General features: G+C 60.3%; 16 protein-coding genes. 11 read left to right on the top strand and 5 right to left on the bottom strand.

All coding sequences use genetic code 11. The annotated features are described in order from the left end of the window. Positions 1-50 precede the first annotated feature (50 nt). Positions 51-980 carry a zinc ABC transporter substrate-binding protein gene (locus tag HX875_RS13490; protein WP_259199984.1) on the top strand — a complete coding sequence of 310 codons (930 nt, stop codon included), beginning with the start codon at positions 51-53 and terminating at the stop codon, positions 978-980. Positions 981-1037: 57 nt separating this feature from the next. On the opposite strand, the gene HX875_RS13485 is transcribed toward HX875_RS13490, so the two are convergent. Continuing rightward, the gene (locus tag HX875_RS13485; protein WP_177043554.1) at positions 1038-1991 is read right to left on the bottom strand and encodes a homoserine kinase; all 954 of its coding nucleotides are present in this window, start codon (positions 1989-1991) and stop codon (positions 1038-1040) included. Between the two features lie 56 nt (positions 1992-2047). Further along, on the bottom strand, positions 2048-2338 hold the full coding sequence (locus HX875_RS13480; RefSeq protein ID WP_177043553.1) for a DUF2782 domain-containing protein: 291 nt from the start codon (positions 2336-2338) through the stop codon (positions 2048-2050). A gap of 74 nt (positions 2339-2412) precedes the next feature. On the opposite strand from HX875_RS13480, the gene polA reads away from it, so the two are divergent. Then, positions 2413-5205: a DNA polymerase I gene (gene polA, locus HX875_RS13475; RefSeq protein WP_177043552.1), complete on the top strand. Its 2793-nt coding sequence runs from the start codon at positions 2413-2415 to the stop codon at positions 5203-5205. 266 nt (positions 5206-5471) lie between these two features. Here the strand turns inward: polA and yihA are convergent, their stop codons facing one another. Then, entirely contained in the window at positions 5472-6113 is a 642-nt protein-coding gene (gene yihA, locus HX875_RS13470) for a ribosome biogenesis GTP-binding protein YihA/YsxC (RefSeq protein WP_177043551.1), read from the bottom strand. A 192-nt stretch (positions 6114-6305) separates the two neighbouring features. Between yihA and HX875_RS13465 the strand changes: the two genes are divergently transcribed. The 6 genes from HX875_RS13465 (at position 6306) to HX875_RS13440 (ending at position 11927) form a co-directional block, all read left to right on the top strand. Further along, the gene (locus HX875_RS13465; protein WP_177043550.1) at positions 6306-6608 is read left to right on the top strand and encodes a c-type cytochrome; all 303 of its coding nucleotides are present in this window, start codon (positions 6306-6308) and stop codon (positions 6606-6608) included. Between the two features lie 33 nt (positions 6609-6641). Continuing rightward, positions 6642-7247 (top strand): c-type cytochrome, encoded by a 606-nt coding sequence (locus HX875_RS13460; protein WP_010168648.1) that lies wholly within the window; start codon positions 6642-6644, stop codon positions 7245-7247. A gap of 169 nt (positions 7248-7416) precedes the next feature. Further along, positions 7417-8052, top strand: coding sequence for a thiol:disulfide interchange protein DsbA/DsbL (locus HX875_RS13455; protein WP_177043549.1), 636 nt, complete (start codon positions 7417-7419; stop codon positions 8050-8052). 10 nt (positions 8053-8062) lie between these two features. Then, positions 8063-8941 carry an endonuclease/exonuclease/phosphatase family protein gene (locus HX875_RS13450; RefSeq protein ID WP_177043548.1) on the top strand — a complete coding sequence of 293 codons (879 nt, stop codon included), beginning with the start codon at positions 8063-8065 and terminating at the stop codon, positions 8939-8941. Beyond that, positions 8938-11052 (top strand): GGDEF domain-containing protein, encoded by a 2115-nt coding sequence (locus HX875_RS13445; RefSeq protein ID WP_177043547.1) that lies wholly within the window; start codon positions 8938-8940, stop codon positions 11050-11052. The genes HX875_RS13450 and HX875_RS13445 overlap by 4 nt, the downstream gene beginning before the upstream one ends. 98 nt (positions 11053-11150) lie before the next feature. Next, entirely contained in the window at positions 11151-11927 is a 777-nt protein-coding gene (locus HX875_RS13440; protein ID WP_177043546.1) for an N-acetylmuramoyl-L-alanine amidase, read from the top strand. Between the two features lie 63 nt (positions 11928-11990). Here HX875_RS13440 and HX875_RS13435 read toward each other — a convergent pair whose 3' ends face one another. After that, positions 11991-13778 (bottom strand): KinB sensor domain-containing domain, encoded by a 1788-nt coding sequence (locus HX875_RS13435; RefSeq protein ID WP_177043545.1) that lies wholly within the window; start codon positions 13776-13778, stop codon positions 11991-11993. A gap of 10 nt (positions 13779-13788) precedes the next feature. After that, a complete protein-coding gene (gene algB / locus HX875_RS13430; RefSeq protein WP_076013329.1) occupies positions 13789-15135 on the bottom strand; it encodes a sigma-54-dependent response regulator transcription factor AlgB in 1347 nt (448 codons plus the stop codon). Positions 15136-15526: 391 nt separating this feature from the next. Between algB and HX875_RS13425 the strand changes: the two genes are divergently transcribed. From HX875_RS13425 to HX875_RS13415, 3 genes are all read left to right on the top strand, one after another. After that, complete coding sequence (locus HX875_RS13425) at positions 15527-15811, top strand: hypothetical protein (RefSeq protein ID WP_177043544.1); 285 nt, start codon at positions 15527-15529, stop codon at positions 15809-15811. Positions 15812-15888: 77 nt separating this feature from the next. Continuing rightward, a complete protein-coding gene (locus HX875_RS13420) occupies positions 15889-16053 on the top strand; it encodes a DUF1328 domain-containing protein (RefSeq protein WP_003170804.1) in 165 nt (54 codons plus the stop codon). A 2-nt stretch (positions 16054-16055) separates the two neighbouring features. Continuing rightward, entirely contained in the window at positions 16056-16523 is a 468-nt protein-coding gene (locus tag HX875_RS13415) for an inhibitor of vertebrate lysozyme family protein (RefSeq protein ID WP_177043543.1), read from the top strand. The last annotated feature ends 578 nt before the right edge of the window (positions 16524-17101 follow it).

Genomic DNA, 17101 nt, shown 5'->3' with positions numbered 1-17101 from the left:
ACAGATATTTGTGAGAGACGTTATTATGTTACCTGTTCCTGCCTCCTTGAGTGGTCATCGTGTCCAGACTTTTTCCCGTTTTTGTCGTATTTGTCACCAGTTTGTTGCTTGCAGGTGCCGCCCAGGCGGAGGTTCGGGTGCTGACCAGCATCAAACCGTTACAGCTGATTGCCGCCGCCGTGCAGGACGGCGTGGCGATTCCCGAGGTATTGCTGCCGCCGGGCGCTTCGCCCCATAACTATGCGCTGCGTCCTTCCGACGTACGGCGCGTGCAGTCGGTGGACCTGCTGTACTGGATTGGCCCGGACATGGAGAGCTTTCTGCCACGCGTCTTGAAAGGCCGCAGCTTGCCGACGGTAGCCGTGCAGGACCTTGCGGGGATGAAACTGCGCCGGTTCACCGAAGATAGCCACTCCCACGCTGAAGATGCCGACGAACACGATCACGATCATCGCCCGGGCAGCCTGGATGCGCATTTGTGGTTGTCGACGGTCAATGCCCGGGTGATCGCTAACCGCATGGCGGCAGACCTGAGCGCCGCCGATCCGGCGAATGCCGAGCGGTATCAGAGCAACGTGAAGGCGTTTGATGGCCGTATGGACGCGCTGGATGCGCGCTTGAAAGCACGTATGGCGGATGTCGCCGGCAAGCCGTACTTCGTGTTCCATGAGGCGTTCGATTACTTCGAGGATGCCTACGGCCTCAAGCACACCGGTGTATTCAGCGTGGCCGCGGAAGTGCAGCCGGGCGCCCAGCATGTGGCGGCGATGCGCACGCGGTTGCAGGAAGTGGGCAAGACCTGTGTGTTCAGCGAGCCGCCGCTGCGGCCGCGTCTGGCGGAAACGCTGGTGGCCGGTTTGCCGGTGAAGCTGGCGGAGCTGGATGCGTTGGGCGGCTACACGCCGGCCTCGGCCCAGGGGTATGAGCAGGTGCTGGAAAAGCTGGGGAATGACCTGGCTGGGTGCCTGGAGTCTTTATAAGCCACAACGAAGATCAAATGTGGGAGCTGGCAAGCCAGCTCCCACACTGACCGTGTGCTACAACGCGAACGGCAGCGGGGTCTTGACCTGCTGGCGTTGCGCCAAACGCACTTGAAACTCTCGCGGGTCGTGAATCAGCACGTCCTGCCCGGCAAACGATTCCGCGGCAATCAGGCGTGACAGCCAGAACCGCACGCACGCCACGCGTAACATGGTCGGCCACAGCTCCGCTTCCTTGGCGGTAAACGGCCGCAATCCCGCATACGCTCCCAACAATGCCCGTGCCCGCTGGCCGTCGATCACGCCGTCGGCGTCCGAGCACCAGTCATTCAGGGCAATCGCCACGTCGTAGAGCATCGGGCCCGAGCAGGCGTTGTAGAAGTCGATCAGCCCGGTCAGGTGGGTGCCTTCGAACATCGCGTTGTCGCGAAACAGGTCGGCGTGGATGTTTGCCCGGGGCAGCGAGAGGATCTGCGCCTTGTGCGCCTCGATCTCATCCAGCGCGGCTTGCAGCAGGCCCTGTTGTTGCGCGTCGAGGTGCGAAATCAGTTGCGCGCCTTCGCTGAGCATCCAGTCCAGCCCACGATCGGTCTTGCGTTCCAGCACCTTCTCGCCCTGGGTGGCCAGGTGCAGGTGGCCGAGCAATTCGCCCACTTGCACGCAATGCTGGGCGTTGGCGTCCTTGATGTGCTTGCCCGCCAGGCGCGGTTGTAGCAGCGCCGGTTTGCCGGCCAATTCGCGCAAGGCCACGCCGTCGGTGGTGCGCAGGGCGTAAGGCACCGGCAGGTCGGCGTCGTGGAGCACGTCCAGCAGTTCGATGAAGAACGGCATTTCCTGCACGGGGCCGCGTTCAACCAGGGTCAGGACGAATTCGCCCTGTTCCAGGCTGATGAAGAAATTGGTGTTTTCACTACCAGCGGCAATCCCCTGGAAATCAAGCAGGCGGCCGAGCCCGTAAGGGGCAAGAAAGGTTTCCAGCTCGGGCCGAGCCAGGGGGGTGAACACAGACATGGTTAAAACTGCCGTTACGGGCGCTGCGGGGAGCAGCGCCGATTAAAGTTAAGAAATCATTTCCATTCGAAGATCTTCCATGACGGGATCAGCATATCCGGCTGGTCAGAGCGGATGAAGTTCGCATCGGTTCCGTCCGCGCGCACCAGGAAATACGGCGGAAAGCCTTTCTGGGTCACCTTGATCGCGTACAGGAAACCATTCTGACGGTATTCCTGAATGGTCTTGTCGCCTTCCGTGCGAATGGTGACTTCCGGGTCGCCCGTGGGGGCAGTATCTGCCGCCATGGCCGCCATCGGAGTGAGTGCAATCAAGCCGGTCAACAACAGGCGATTTACTGTACGCATGATAACCTTGTCCCTTTGTCGTCATTGGTCCGGCTATTCTAGCGCCTGACCCGCCGAAAAGGTTGATCCTGCTCATGAGCCAAGCCCCCCTCGTCCTGGTGGACGGTTCTTCTTACCTGTACCGCGCCTTTCACGCGCTGCCACCGCTCACCACTTCCAAAGGCCTGCCCACCGGCGCGGTCAAGGGCGTGCTGAACATGCTCAAAAGCCTGCGCAAGCAGTACCCGAACAGCCCGTTCGCGGTGGTGTTCGACGCCAAGGGCGGGACATTTCGCGATGACCTGTACGCCGAATACAAGGCCAACCGCGCGAGCATGCCGGATGACATGCGCGTGCAGATCGAGCCGCTGCACCAGAGCGTGATCGCCCTGGGTTTCCCGCTGCTGTGCGTCGAAGGCGTTGAAGCGGACGACGTGATCGGCACCTTGGCCCGCAGCAGCGCGGCCGCCGACCGGCCGGTGGTGATTTCCACCGGTGACAAGGACATGGCGCAACTGGTGGACGGGCACATTACCTTGGTCAACACCATGACCGGTAGCGCCATGGACATTGAGGGCGTGAAGGAGAAATTCGGTGTCGCTCCCGAGCAGATCATCGATTATCTGGCGTTGATGGGCGACTCGTCCGACAACATCCCGGGCGTTCCGGGCATTGGTCCAAAGACCGCTTCCGGCTTGCTGGTGGGCGTCAACGGCGGTTTGAAGGAGCTCTACGAGCAGCTCGATATTGTGCCGACCCTGCCGATTCGTGGCGCCAAGACCCTGGTCGCCAAGCTCGAAGAACACAAGGAAAGTGCGTTCCTGTCGTACCAGTTGGCGACGATCAAGATCGACGTGCCGCTGGATGTGGGCCTGGACGACTTGCACCTGATCGAGCCGGATCGCGAGAAACTGCTGGAGCTGTACACGCTGCTGGAGTTCAAGAGCTGGATTGACGAGATTCAGCGTGATGCCAAGCGGGTCGAGTTGAGTGCGGCGCCCTCGGCGGCTGTCACTGAAGAAGCGGTCGAGACGGTCGCCCCGGTTTCTGTGGAACCGGTGTACGAAACCATCCTTACCCAGGCTCAATTCGATGTCTGGCTGAAGAAACTCAACGATGCCAAGCTGTTCGCCTTCGATACCGAAACCACCGGTATCGATGCCCAGCAAGCCCAACTGGTTGGCGTGTCCTTTGCTGTACAGGCCCACGAAGCGGCCTACATTCCACTGACCCACTCCTACATTGGTGCGCCGGAACAGCTGGACCGGGACACCGTCCTGCTGGCCCTGAAACCGTTGCTCGAAGACCCGGAAAAACTCAAGGTCGGCCAGCACGCCAAATTCGACATGAATATCCTGGCCAACTGCGCCATCGGCGGCGACCCGGCACATGGCATCACCGTGCGCGGCATCGCCTTCGACACCATGCTTGAGTCCTACGTGCTGAACTCCGTCGCGACTCGCCACGACATGGACAGCCTGGCGAAGAAATACCTGGACTACGACACCGTCAGCTTCCAGGACATCGCCGGCAAAGGCGCCAAGCAACTGACCTTTGACCAGATTGCCCTGGAGCAGGCCGGGCCTTACGCGGCGGAAGACGCCGATGTGACCCTGCGCCTACATCAGGAACTGCACAAGCAGCTCGCCGCTATTCCTACCCTGGCCAGCGTATTGTCCGACATCGAGATGCCGCTGGTGCCGGTGCTGGCGCGCATTGAGCGTCAGGGTGCCCTGGTGGATGCGGCGTTGCTGGGTATCCAGAGTATCGAGCTGGGTAACAAGATGGTGGACCTGGAGCGCCAGGCGTATGAAATCGCCGGCGAGGAGTTCAACCTCGGTTCGCCCAAGCAGTTGGGAGCGATTCTCTACGAGAAGCTCGGGCTGCCCGTGCTGAAGAAGACCGGCAAGGGCCAGGCGTCGACGGCCGAGGAAGTCTTGGCCAAATTGGCTGAAGATGACTATCCGTTGCCGAAAGTGCTGATGCAGTACCGCAGCATGAGCAAGCTGAAAAGCACCTACACCGACCGCCTGCCGGAACAGATCAACCCGCGTACCGGGCGCGTTCACACGTCCTATCACCAGGCCGTCGCGGCGACCGGGCGCCTGTCCTCCAGCGATCCGAACCTGCAGAACATTCCGGTGCGTACCGCCGAAGGCCGGCGCATCCGCCAGGCATTTGTCGCGCCCAAGGGCTACAAGCTGCTGGCGGCGGACTATTCGCAGATTGAGCTGCGCATCATGGCGCACTTGTCCAAGGACGAAGGCTTGCTCAATGCGTTCCGCGACGACCTGGACGTGCACACCGCCACGGCGGCCGAGGTGTTCAAGGTTGAGTTGACCGAGGTCACGTCCAATCAGCGTCGCAGTGCCAAGGCGATCAACTTTGGCCTGATCTACGGCATGGGCGCCCAGAAGCTGGGTAAGGACATCGGCGTCGACACCAAGACCGCCAAGGCTTACATCGATGTGTACTTCGCCCGCTACCCGGGGGTTCGCGAGTACATGGAGCGTACCCGCGCCCAGGCGGCTGACCAGGGCTACGTGGAAACCCTGTTCGGGCGCCGCCTGTACCTGCCGGATATCAACTCCAACAAGCCCCAGGAGCGCGCTGGCGCCGAGCGTACGGCGATCAACGCGCCGATGCAGGGCACCGCAGCCGATATCATCAAGAAGGCCATGGTCAAGGTCGACAACTGGCTGACGGCCTCGGGCCTGGACGCCAAGGTCATCCTTCAGGTGCACGATGAATTGGTGCTGGAGGTGCGTGAGGACCTGGTGGCTGAAGTCAGCGCGAAGATTCGTGAGCACATGAGCGAGGCGGTGAAGCTGGATGTGCCGCTGGTGGTAGACGTCGGCGTGGGCGACAACTGGGACGAGGCGCACTAAGCGCTGGGCTTGGGCCGCGGCGTCATGCCGCGGTGGCGCTATAGATCGGAAAACGCCGCGGGTTATTTCCAATAGTTTTTTGAACGTGCCGGAACTTAACCCGTGAATTGCTACTCAGAGTTACTGAATGGGTGGTGAAGCCCTTCAATGCTCCTATGTTGTGTTAAGTGTTGGCAGATATCTGGACCCCGCCCTAGCGGTCCGGAACTTGGACCCCGAACTTCCCCTCCCCATACGAAGTCCGGGGTTTTTTTTGCCCCGAGTTTTTACTCGGCGACCTCCGAACCCTTGTCAGCCAGTTCCATCCAGCCTGCCAGCACGGTGTAGGCATCTTCCAGGCCCATGCGTTTTGGCGCCGAGAACAGCTGGATAGTGACCGCATCACCCCAACCCTTACGGATTTCTGCCTGCACTTTGAGCAGGGTGTTTTTCGCTGCGCCGTAGGTCAGCTTGTCGGCCTTGGTCAGCAGGACATGCATCGGCATGCCGCTGGCGACGGCCCAATCGAGCATCAACAGGTCGAAGTCGGTCATTGGATGACGGATGTCCATCATCAGAATCAGACCCTTCAAACTCTCCCGGCCACCCAGATAGGCTTCCAGGTGACGCTGCCAGTGCAGCTTCAGCGGGATAGGTACTTTTGCGTAACCGTAGCCCGGAAGGTCGACCAGACGCCGATCATCGTCTAGCTTGAAGAAGTTGAGGAGCTGTGTGCGCCCCGGGGTTTTCGAGGTGCGGGCCAGGCTGGCGTGGGTCAGGGTGTTCAGCGCGCTGGATTTACCGGCGTTGGAACGGCCGGCGAATGCGACTTCGAAGCCTTCGTCATCGGGGCATTGGTCGACTTTGGCGGCGCTGAGCATGAAGGTGGACTGTTGGCACAGGCCGAGGATGGGATTCTTGAGTTGCATGAGTTTTCCGATGTGGGCGGTGCCGGGAATGGGTGCGGCAAGCGGTGTCGTTTCCGTTTCAGTAGCGCCAGTATATAATGCCGCAGATTTTGTGTGTGCTTTGTCCCAGCGAAGGATGAAGTTCACGGGAGCGATAGACCTTTATTGCGCATTAGAACGCAAAACGCTCTCAAACCCTGAAAAGGTCGATGTATGACCAAGTGGCTGCTGGCCCTCGGTGTCTTGATGCCACTTTACAGTGCGCAGGCTACACAGGATCCGGAGGCTGTGTACAACCGCGTTTGCGGGGCCTGCCATGCCGGACAGTTGCCCAACGCCCCGAAACGGGGTGACCAGGCAGCCTGGAAGCCAAGATTGGCTCAAGGTATGGACACGCTGGTGCAACACGTGACCCAGGGTTTCAAGGCGATGCCGCCGCGTGGTTTGTGCATGGACTGCAGTACCGAGGATTACCAGGCCGTCATTCAGTTGATGGTGAGTAAACCCGGTCCATAACTCTTTAACCCTTAGCCGTAGTTGGATTAGCTGATGAACAAACTGATCGTGAGTCTGCTGTTGACCTTGGGCATCACCGGTGTTGCCCATGCCGCAGGCGACGCCACTGCCGGCCAGGCGAAAGCCGCCGTATGTGGTGCTTGCCATGGACCGGACGGTAATAGCCCGGCGCCAAACTTTCCAAAACTGGCCGGCCAGGGTGAGCGTTACCTGACCAAGCAGATGCACGACATCAAGGACGGCAAGCGTACGGTCCTGGAAATGACCGGCTTGCTGACCAACCTCAGCGATCAGGACCTGGCAGATATCGCGGCGTATTTTGCCAGCCAAAAGGGCAGCGTGGGAGCTGCTGATCCGAAACTGGTGGCCCACGGTGAGGAATTGTTCCGTGGCGGCAACCTGGAAAAAGGCATGCCTTCCTGCATCGGCTGCCACTCGCCTAACGGCGCAGGCCTTGCGGCTGCTGGCTTCCCGCACTTGAGCGGCCAGCATGCCCAGTACATCGGCAAGCAGCTGACGGACTTCCGCGAAGGTAATCGCACCAACGACGGCGACACCAAGATCATGCAGAGCATCGCCGGGAAACTCAGCAACAAGGACATCGAAGCCGTGTCCCAATACATCCAGGGCCTGCACTAAGTGTCCCGGCTACGTTAACGCTCGATTAATCCGTCGATGCAAGCATAAAAAGGGTGGCTTAGGCCGCCCTTTTTTGTGGCCGGTGCCGTTACACTAACGAACTCATGCCCGCGTAGACCTGTCACAACAAAGGTCGCGTGAGGCGACTTTATTTGTCCAGGAGTAAAGCATGCGTAATCTGATCCTCAGCGCCGCTCTCGTCACTGCCAGCCTTTTCGGCATGACCGCACAAGCTGCCGACGTGCCGCTTGAAGCCGGTAAAACCTATGTTGAATTGGCCAATCCTGTCCCGGTTTCCGTACCGGGCAAGATCGAAGTGGTGGAGCTGTTCTGGTATGGCTGCCCGCATTGCTACGCGTTTGAGCCGGTCATCAATCCGTGGGTCGAGAAGCTGCCTGAGGACGTGAACTTCAAACGTATTCCTGCCCTGTTCGGCGGCCCATGGGATGCCCACGGCCAGCTGTTTATTACCCTGGACACCATGGGTGTAGAGCACAAGGTGCACGCCGCCGTGTTCAACGCCATCCAGAAAGAAGGCAAGCGTCTGCTCAAGCCTGATGACATGGCCGATTTCGTTGCCACCCAAGGCGTCGACAAAACCAAGTTCCTTGAGACATTCAACTCGTTTGCTGTGAAGGGCAAGATGGCCCAATACAAGGAACTGGCCCAGAAATACGGCGTGCAAGGCGTGCCGACCCTGATCGTCGACGGCAAGTACCGTTTCGACATCGGCAGTGCCGGTGGCGAAAAGGAAGCACTGAACGTGGCCGACCAGTTGATCGCCAAAGAGCGCGCAGCCAAGTAAGGGGCCCGTCATGCGTCGCTGGGGTACTGAACGTGTCGTTGGCCTGCATGACCCGAAGGTCAACGAACACCACCTGGAATCCACGGGCCTGCCGGCAGACAGCCGGTTGCGCCTGCTAAGTTTCAATATCCAGGTAGGTATCAGTACCGAGAAATACCGGCACTACCTGACCCGTGGCTGGCAGCACCTGCTGCCCCACAACGGGCGTGCCGGCAATCTGCAAAAGATCGGCGACCTGCTGGGAGACTTCGACCTGGTAGCCCTGCAGGAGGCCGACGGTGGCAGCCTGCGTTCCGGCTACATCAACCAGGTCGAGCACCTGGCCCAGCTCGGTGCCTTTCCTTACTGGTATCAACAACTCAATCGCAACCTTGGCAAACTCGGCCAGCACAGCAACGGTGTGCTCAGCCGCCTGAAACCGTGGGCGATCGAGGATCACCCGTTACCCGGCCCTAAAGGCCGCGGGGCGATTCTGGTGCGGTTCGGCGAAGGGCCGGAAGCGTTGGTGGTGGTGATGATGCACCTCGCGTTGGGGGCTCGAACCCGCACCATGCAGTTGGCCTATATCCGTGAGTTGATTGGCAACTACAAACACCAGGTGCTGATGGGTGACATGAACACCCATGCCACAGACCTGCTGCAAAATTCCCCGTTGCGTGACCTTGGGTTACTGGCGCCGCAAGTCGAAGCCACCTTTCCCAGCTGGCGCCCGCAACGTTGTCTTGATCACATCCTGCTCAGCCCGACCCTGACACTCGAAAGCGTGCAGGTGCTGGCGCAGCCCATCTCCGATCACCTGCCCGTCGCGGTAGAGATTCGTCTGCCGGGTTCGCTCACGGCTGATGCATTGCCCGCGTTGAGCCCCGGCCCTCGCGGACCCCTTGCATGAGCGACGACGCCCAGCGCTGGAAAGAAAAATACCTGTTAAGCATCGAGCAACAAGAAAAGCTCGAGCGTCGCTGGGCCGCCCGCCTCGACCTGCTGCGCCGGGGGCTGGTGCGCAGCACCCTGGCGGCTGAAGGGACCGACCGCGCAGTTGACCAATGCATGAAGGAAATGCGCGACGTTGTGCGTACGGACGACATGGACGCCGCCCTCGCTGCATTGTTGCCGCGCCTGGAAAAGGCCGTGCTGGATTCGGAACAGCGCCGTGAAACCCGGGTCGACCAGATAGGCACGGCGTTGACGGCCCTGGTCACTCAGTTGCAAAAACTGCCGTTGCCGCGAGAAGTGAGCCGCCCGCTTAAGGCGTTCGCCAAACAGCTGGACGGCCGGGTCGGCCAGGCGCGAGAGATTCCGCTGTTGCTGAGTGAACTGAGCGGCCTCCAAGGGCAGGCGCTGAGTAACCTGGAGCCGGAGGGTGAGACCAGCCGTTCGAGTCCGGGGCTGTTGCAGCGTCTGTTTGGCGCCAAGGACGCTGCGGTCGAAACTCCGGAGGTTGAGCCACGCGCGCTATCCCGCCCTGCTGTTCAGGCGCCTGCTGCGCCAAAGCCCAAGGCGGTGGATGAAGTTGAAGCGCCGGCGCAATCTGAGGAGCTGACCCAGGCGTTGCGGGCTTTTGCACCGCAATCGAAGGTTCCGGCCCCTGTCGAGCTGCCCCCTGAGCCCGTACCGCAAGTAAAGGCTGCTGAGGTTGTCAGCGAAGTGACGCCCGCTGCCCCGCCCGTCGTTACCCTCGCGCCCGTCATCGAGGCACCCACTGCGATTATCGAATCGCTGGAGCCCGAACAACCGATCGAAACGGAGGTTGAGCCCGCTCTCGAGAGTGCCCTCGCCGCCATGGTCGAGACGCCGCAGGTGCAGGCCCGCGAACCGGAGCGAACCGAGATCGGTAGTCTCTCCCTGCCGCCGGTCCTGGCCGACGAGCCGGAAGAGGCGGCCGAGTTGGAAGAGTTGAACCCCGACGAGCTGCAAGCGGATCAGGTCTACGCACTGCCCGACACCCCCGAGCCGTCTTACAGCTCGGTGGCCAAACACATCGAAGACACCCTGCTTGGCCTGCTGGAAGACCTGTCGCTGCCCGAGCGTCACCGGCCCCAGGCCGAAGCCATGCGTGAACGCCTGACCCACGGCTTGAACTGGTACGAACTGCTGCCGATTCTCGATGACCTGGCGGTGTTGATGCTGGCGATTACCGACAGTGGCCAACATGAGTTTGAGGCCTATCTCAAGCAGCTCAATGAGCGCCTCGAAGCGTTCCAGGGGCACCTGCAGGTGGCCAGTGACGGCCACGCCGACAGTCGCTCGGCTGCCAGGGAACTGGATACGCAGATCCGTGAACAAGTGGATGGTTTGCAAAGCAGCGTGCAGGACGCGGCGGACCTGGACAGCCTCAAGCATGTGCTGGAAAGCCACCTCGAAGGGCTGCTCGGCACCATGGACCAACACCAGCACCAGCGTGACCAGCGCGAACAGGAAGTGGCTGCCCGCCTGAAAGGCCTGGCCGAGCGGGTCGCCAATATGGAGCAAGAAGCCCAAGGCTACCGTGAGCACCTGGAGGTTCAGCGCCAGAAAGCGTTGATCGACCCACTCACCGGCCTGCCCAACCGCGCGGCCTGGAGCGAGCGCCTGGAGCAAGAGGTCAACGCCTGGCATCAGCGTGGCAATAGCCTGTCGCTGGCGATGCTGGACCTCGATCACTTCAAGCGTATCAACGACGGCTACGGTCATCTGGCCGGCGACAAGGTGCTGAAGATCATCGCCACGGTGCTTCGCAAACGCCTGCGTCCCAACGACTTCATCGCGCGCTTTGGCGGTGAAGAGTTTGTGCTGCTGATGCCCAACTCATCCTTGTCAGAAGCATTGGCAGTGGGTGAAACCCTGCGGGCTGCCATCGAAGCCTGCCCGTTTCACTTCAAGGGCGAGCCGGTGACGATTACGGTGTCCATGGGCATGGCGCAGTTTCAGCCGGGAGAGCGCAGTGACCTGGCCCTCAAGCGCGCCGACGAGGCGCTTTACCGCGCCAAGGCCGCTGGGCGCAATCAGGTGCAGGCGGCCTGAAAATGTTCCATTTTGTTTAAAACGTCGCATTTGGCCGCTGGGCAGCAAACGGTACGTTACACTGTTGCATTATCGTCTTAAGCGTATTGTCTGCTGCCATGAAACTTCTGTGTTCCGCCTTTCTGCTTCTCCTGCTCGCCGGCTGTGCGAGTGGACCCCGTCTGGACACCAGTCATCCGTCGGTGAACCACGACAACCGGGTGCAGTTCGTCATCGTGCACTACACCTCGGCGTCCCTTGAGCGCTCCCTGGCGCTATTGACCCACGGCCAGGTCAGCAGCCATTACCTGATCGGCGACGATGCTTCAGGCACCATCTACAAACTGGTGGATGAAAGCCAGCGCGCCTGGCATGCCGGTGAAAGTGAATGGATGGGCCGCACCTGGCTCAACTCCAGCTCCATCGGGATCGAGATCGTGAACCCGGGGTATCGCGACTTGCCGACAGGCCGCGTCTGGTACCCGTACTCCGAGGCGCAGGTGCAGTCGCTGGTGGTGCTGCTCAAGGACATCAGCAAGCGCAACGGTATCGATCCGCGGAACATCATCGGTCATAGCGACATTGCCCCACTGCGCAAGCTGGACCCGGGGCCGTTGTTCCCCTGGAAGCGCCTGGCGGATGAAGGGTTGGGGATGTGGCCGGACGCCAAGGCGGTTGCCCGTTACCAGGTGCAATACGCAGCTGAACTGCCGAGCATTACCTGGTTCCAGGAAGAGTTGGCGAAGTTGGGCTATCCGACGCCTCAGACCGGCGAGCTGGATGTGGCGACGCGCCACGTGATGGCTGCGTTCCAGATGCACTTCCGGGCGTCGCTGTTTGACGGGACGCCGGATGCCGAGAGTGCCGCTATCCTGCGGGCACTGAATCACCAATAACCGTAGGAGCCCGGCTTGCCGGCGATAACGTCCTCAGGGTCGTCATCGCCGGCAAGCCGGCTCCTACAGGGGCAGCGCCATATAAAACTGCGTCCCTTGCCCCGGCCGCGAATAGACCCCCATGCGGCCACCGTGCAATTGCACGATCTCCTTGCACAGCGCCAGGCCCAGCCCGGCACCGCCCTTCTTGCGACCTACCTGTACAAACGGTTCGAAGATCCGTCCTTGCTGGCCGTAGGCAATGCCTTCGCCGTTGTCCTCGACGCTGACAATCACCCGTTCGCCATGGCGACGTGCCTGCAGGCGGATCTGCCCGCCGTCGGCCGTGTGCCGCAGGGCATTGCCCAGCAAGTTGTCGAGCACCCGCTCCAACTGCGCGCGATCGGCATGCAGCCTCGGTAGCGGGGATTGTTCCTCCACCAGTAATTCGATGTTCTGCGCATTCGCCTGCTCCGCGAAGCGGGCGCGGGCATGTTCGAGCAGGTCGCTGATATCACATGGGCCCAGTGTCAATTTCTGCAAGCCATTCTGATAGCGCGAGAAGTTGAGCAAGTCGTTGATCAACTGCATCAGGCGCTGCATTTCCTCGTTGACCGTATCCAGCAAGTCCGCTTCGCGAGACTCCGCAGGAAACTTTGCCCGTTCCCGGAACAACCCGAATGCCATGTGCATGCCCGTCACTGGCGTGCGCAACTCATGGGAGGCGCGCAACACAAACTCGCTGCGCACCCGTTCAAAGGCGCGTTGCTCGGTGACGTCATGCAGCACCATCACGGCGCCCAGAATGTGCCCCTGGGTATGGCTGACCGGCGTCAGGCTGTACGTCAGCAGGCGCAGCTCGCCTTCGACTTCCACTTCCAGGTCTTCGGGGGCGCGCTCCAGGTTGCCGCCGCGCAGCACCAGGTGCAGTTGTTCATCCAGTTCCGGGCGGCCCAGGGCGTCACCAAGGCCTTGGCCCAGGCGATTCTCGTCCCAGCCCAGTTGGCGTTGTGCTACCGGGTTAAGGTGCTCCAGGCGGCCTTGGCGGTCGATCATCAGCAGGCCGTCGTCGATGCTGTCGAGCACTGCCTGCAGACGTTGCTGCCCGGCGAGCAGCTCATCGACATTGGTTGCCTGATGCTGGCGCAGGGCCTCGGCCATGATGCCGAAGCGTCGGGTCAGCAGGTTCATCTCGGCAGCCGAGGAGATGGGCAGCGTTACTTCGAAGTTGCCCTGGCCGATCTTGTCGGCGGCCTTGGCCAGCGCCTCGATCGGCCCGCCAAAGCGTCGGGCAATGCCATGGGCGGTGACGAAACCGATGATCAGCACCGCCAACCCCACCAGGCCCAGCAGGCCGGCAATCAATAGTGCTCGCTCACGGGACTTGTGTTCGGTGTCGTTGATGTTTTCCAGCGCTTGCTTGTGCTCGGCGATCAGGCCGTTGCGCAAGATGTTGAAGCGCTTGGTCAGTTCGTCGTTGTTACGCAGAGCCGGTGGGGCATTCTCATTTTTATCGAATGCCTCCAGAAAGCTCAGGTAGTCGGTTTTTGCCTTGGTAAAGCCGCTGGTGGTCGTGTCCTTCTGTTCGTGTTCGATGCCTTGCTGCAACAGGGCGAAATAACGTTGCTTGGAGGCTTCCAGGGCGGCGGGATTAGGCTGCTCGTTGAGCATGATCATCAACTGATCGCCGAGGGTTTGCCGCAGCTTGAGCCCCAGGTCCAGGGTGATGAAGTTGCTGCGAATCAACGACTCCTGGGTCTTGGCCATTTGCATGACGCTCACCAGGCCCAGCAACAACCCCAGCAGGGCAACGGTGATCAGCGCGGAAATACTCAGGAACAGCCGAGTGCGCAGCTTCATCGCAAGCTTCATAGGCTACAGCTCACAGGTTGTATTGTTTGCGTTTGCGGTACAGCGTCGACGCGTCAATCCCAAGGGTCCGGGCTGCCTGGTCCAGTGTGTCACTGGTGGCCAGTACCGCGCCGATATGTGCCTTTTCCAATTCATCCAGGCTCAATGCCGCGCCGATACGCGGGGCATTGTTGGTCGGCTGCTCGGCCATGCCGAGGTGGCTGATCTCGACCTTTTCCTGTGGGCAAATAATGCTGGCGCGCTCCACCACGTTGCGCAGTTCGCGGATGTTCCCCGGCCAACGGTAGTTAAGCAGCGCCTCACGGGCTTCATCGCTGAATCCGCGTGCGGGCCGCGCATATTCCTTCACGAAGCGCGCCAGAAACCGGTCCGCCAGGGTCAGGATGTCTTCGCTGCGTTCGCGCAGGGGTGGCAGGTGCAAAGTGATGACATTCAGGCGGTACAGCAGGTCTTCGCGGAAACGACCGTCGCGCACCATGTCTTCCAGGTTCAGGTTGGTGGCGGCGAGGATTCGCACATCGGCGCGGCGAGTCACCGGGTCGCCGACGCGCTCGTATTCCTTGTCCTGAATAAAACGCAGCAACTTGGGTTGCAAGGTCAAGGGAAAATCGCCGATCTCGTCGAGAAAAAGCGTGCCGCCGTCTGCCTGGTTGACGCGCCCGAGGGTGCTTTCGCTGGCGCCGGTGAACGCGCCGCGACTGTGGCCGAACAGTTCGCTTTCCATCAGCTCTGCGGTCAGCGACGGGCAGTTGATGGTGACGCAGGATTTCTTCGCACGCTTGCTCCAGCCGTGAATGGCCCGGGCCAGCTCACCCTTACCGGTGCCGGACTCGCCGAGAATCAGGATGTTGGCGTCAGTGCCTGCTACCTGGCGGGCGGTTTCCAGCACCACCATCATCGCCGGGCTGTGGGAGTCGAGTCCGTCCTTGGGCTTGCGCACTTCGCCTTCCAGGGCTTCCAGGCGCGCAGAGAGCTGACGCACTTCCAGCTGCTTGGCCGTGGCCAGGCGCAATTGGTCGGGGCTGCAAGGTTTGACCAGGTAATCGGCGGCGCCCGCCTGGATTGCATCCACGGCGGTGTCGACGGCCGAATGGGCGGTGACGATCACCACGCGCATCCACGGTGCCTGGACGCGCATTTGCGCCAGTACGTCGAGGCCGTTGTCTTCGCCCAGGCGCAGGTCCAGGAAGCACAGGTCAAACACCTGGCGTTGCAACAAGGCATCAGCCTGGGCGGCGCTGTTGGCAGTGGCTACGGTATAGCCCTCATCTTCCAGGCAATAACGGAAGGTGCGAAGGATCGCGGATTCGTCATCCACTAAAAGAATGCGGCCTTGAAGTTCCTTGGCTGATTCCATCTGTCCCGCGCTCCTTAAGAATGAATGATGTTGTTTAGTCCCGGAATAATCGGGCAAGTTGCATGGTTTATTCTGATTGATTAAAGCCGTCATCGCGCAGCTATCTGCGATTCTTCTTACAGAGGCGCCCATTCGTGGCGTTTTTTTCTCCCTCCTGCCACTTCGGCAGTCGAAGGCTGCCTTCCGATCCCCCGATCCGACCAGTGACCATCGTGCATTTCGCACGGCGTGGATAGGGGCATCGTGCAGGATGCTCGTGGTGTCAAAGCGCTTTTGTTTTTAACTCATTGATTTTATTAAGTTTTATTTTGTTAAAAAACTGGCACGCAGGCTGCAATACACCTCATACGAGCTTCATCACCGAATAATCAGAATGCGGGAGAGATACAGCATGACTCGCCAAAGCCTCACCCAACTGCGTGTATCGCCACTGCGTCTGCAACAGGGGCTGTTTGCCAGCCTGGCCCTGATGGTGACCTTGATCGGCGGTCAGCAATTGGCGCATTGGCAGCAGAGTCAGCAGCACACCGCGCATTTTGAACGTCCGATGATGACCCAGACCCATTTCCGTTCGGTCGGTAGCAGCACCGCCGACGTGACAACCCCGCAACTGGCGGCGGTTGAGCAAGATTCCACCCTCGGCGACCTGCCATCTCAGGAACGCTGGGTGTTCTAGGCAAGACACGGTCCTTTAATCGAGCGACCGCATGCACTACCGCTGTTACCCCTAAAAGAAGCGTAAGGAGAATCACCATGTTGAGTTGGGCAATCACATTTCTGATCATTGCCATTGTGGCTGCAGTCTTGGGCTTCGGTGGTATCGCGGGCACCGCCACGGGTATCGCAAAAATTCTGTTTGTGGTCTTCCTGGTGATGTTCATCGCTTCCTTCTTCTTTGGCCGTCGTGGCCGAGGCTAAGCATGTTCAATTCGTCCCTTAAAGCCCTGGCTGCCGCCCTGTTGTTGGGCGGCAGCGGCCTGGCGCTGGCTGCCAATGATGGCCAGTCCCGGGTCAACGAACTGCTGAGTGCGGACCCGCAATACCGCGAAACCTGGCAGAGCGTGGTCAAGAAGGAAGAGCGTCTGCCGGAATGGGTGATGAACCTGTCGGGCAGCGCTGAACAAATGAACGCCGTTGAAGAGGATGGTGACAAGTACTTGGTAGGGCCGCTCTGTGAAACCGCGGACACGTGTCTGAACAAGCGCCTGATCGTCGCCTTCAGCTTCGACAAGGAAGATGCCTACGCCATGTTGGTGGAAGTGCCGGCGGGTCTGCCGTCGGACAAGTCGCCGACACGGCACGCCGACTACCGCTTTCTTGGCAAGCCGGACGAAGGCATGCAAAAGCTGCTGATGGAACAGCTCAAGAAAGACCCGAATTGGTACTAGGTTCGGTCTGACGACCCTGTCGTCTACCGGCTTATCGTCCATAGAAAGGAGCGCCACGCTTCTTTCTGTTTGCACGGCCCGACAAGGGCGGTGCATGACCAAGGGGCCGGGTTGCTCTGATCGATCGGATCGGCGTGACCTACGGGTACAGGGAGTGCCTGCGCAAGGGCCGGGTCAGGTGAAAAGCTGCGACGCAAGTTCGCAAGCCGATGGCTTGTGGAACTTGCGACGGGCTTATGCCTCTTATGCCCGCTTCTGTGATACCGCCCATAGCGGCAATTTCCCTTTTTGCGTCGCCTCAACCATTTCCTGGTGTTTCCACGTGACCATCTATCGAGAAAGTTTGTCTCCTGCCAGAAGAGTTTTTCGATGGTATGCGTAGGAAATTTCAGGGGTTTTCGACCGCGGCCGTAGATTTTCAAAAAACCCTGCGCGAGCCTGAAATGGCCGGTTCGCGGCATTTATGCCTGCCGAAATGTCGTATTCGAACTGACCGTTCAGACAGAAAAACTCAAAAAAACTCATGCCGATTCGGCATAGGGTAGGCGTTTACGGCATTAGACGTCGCCTCCTTGCAT

It is taken from the genome of Pseudomonas yamanorum (assembly GCF_013386765.1).
Lineage (GTDB): Bacteria > Pseudomonadota > Gammaproteobacteria > Pseudomonadales > Pseudomonadaceae > Aquipseudomonas > Aquipseudomonas yamanorum_A.
The sequence above is the reverse complement of the archived record's forward strand: the minus strand, read 5'-3'. Positions and strand labels throughout refer to the sequence as shown.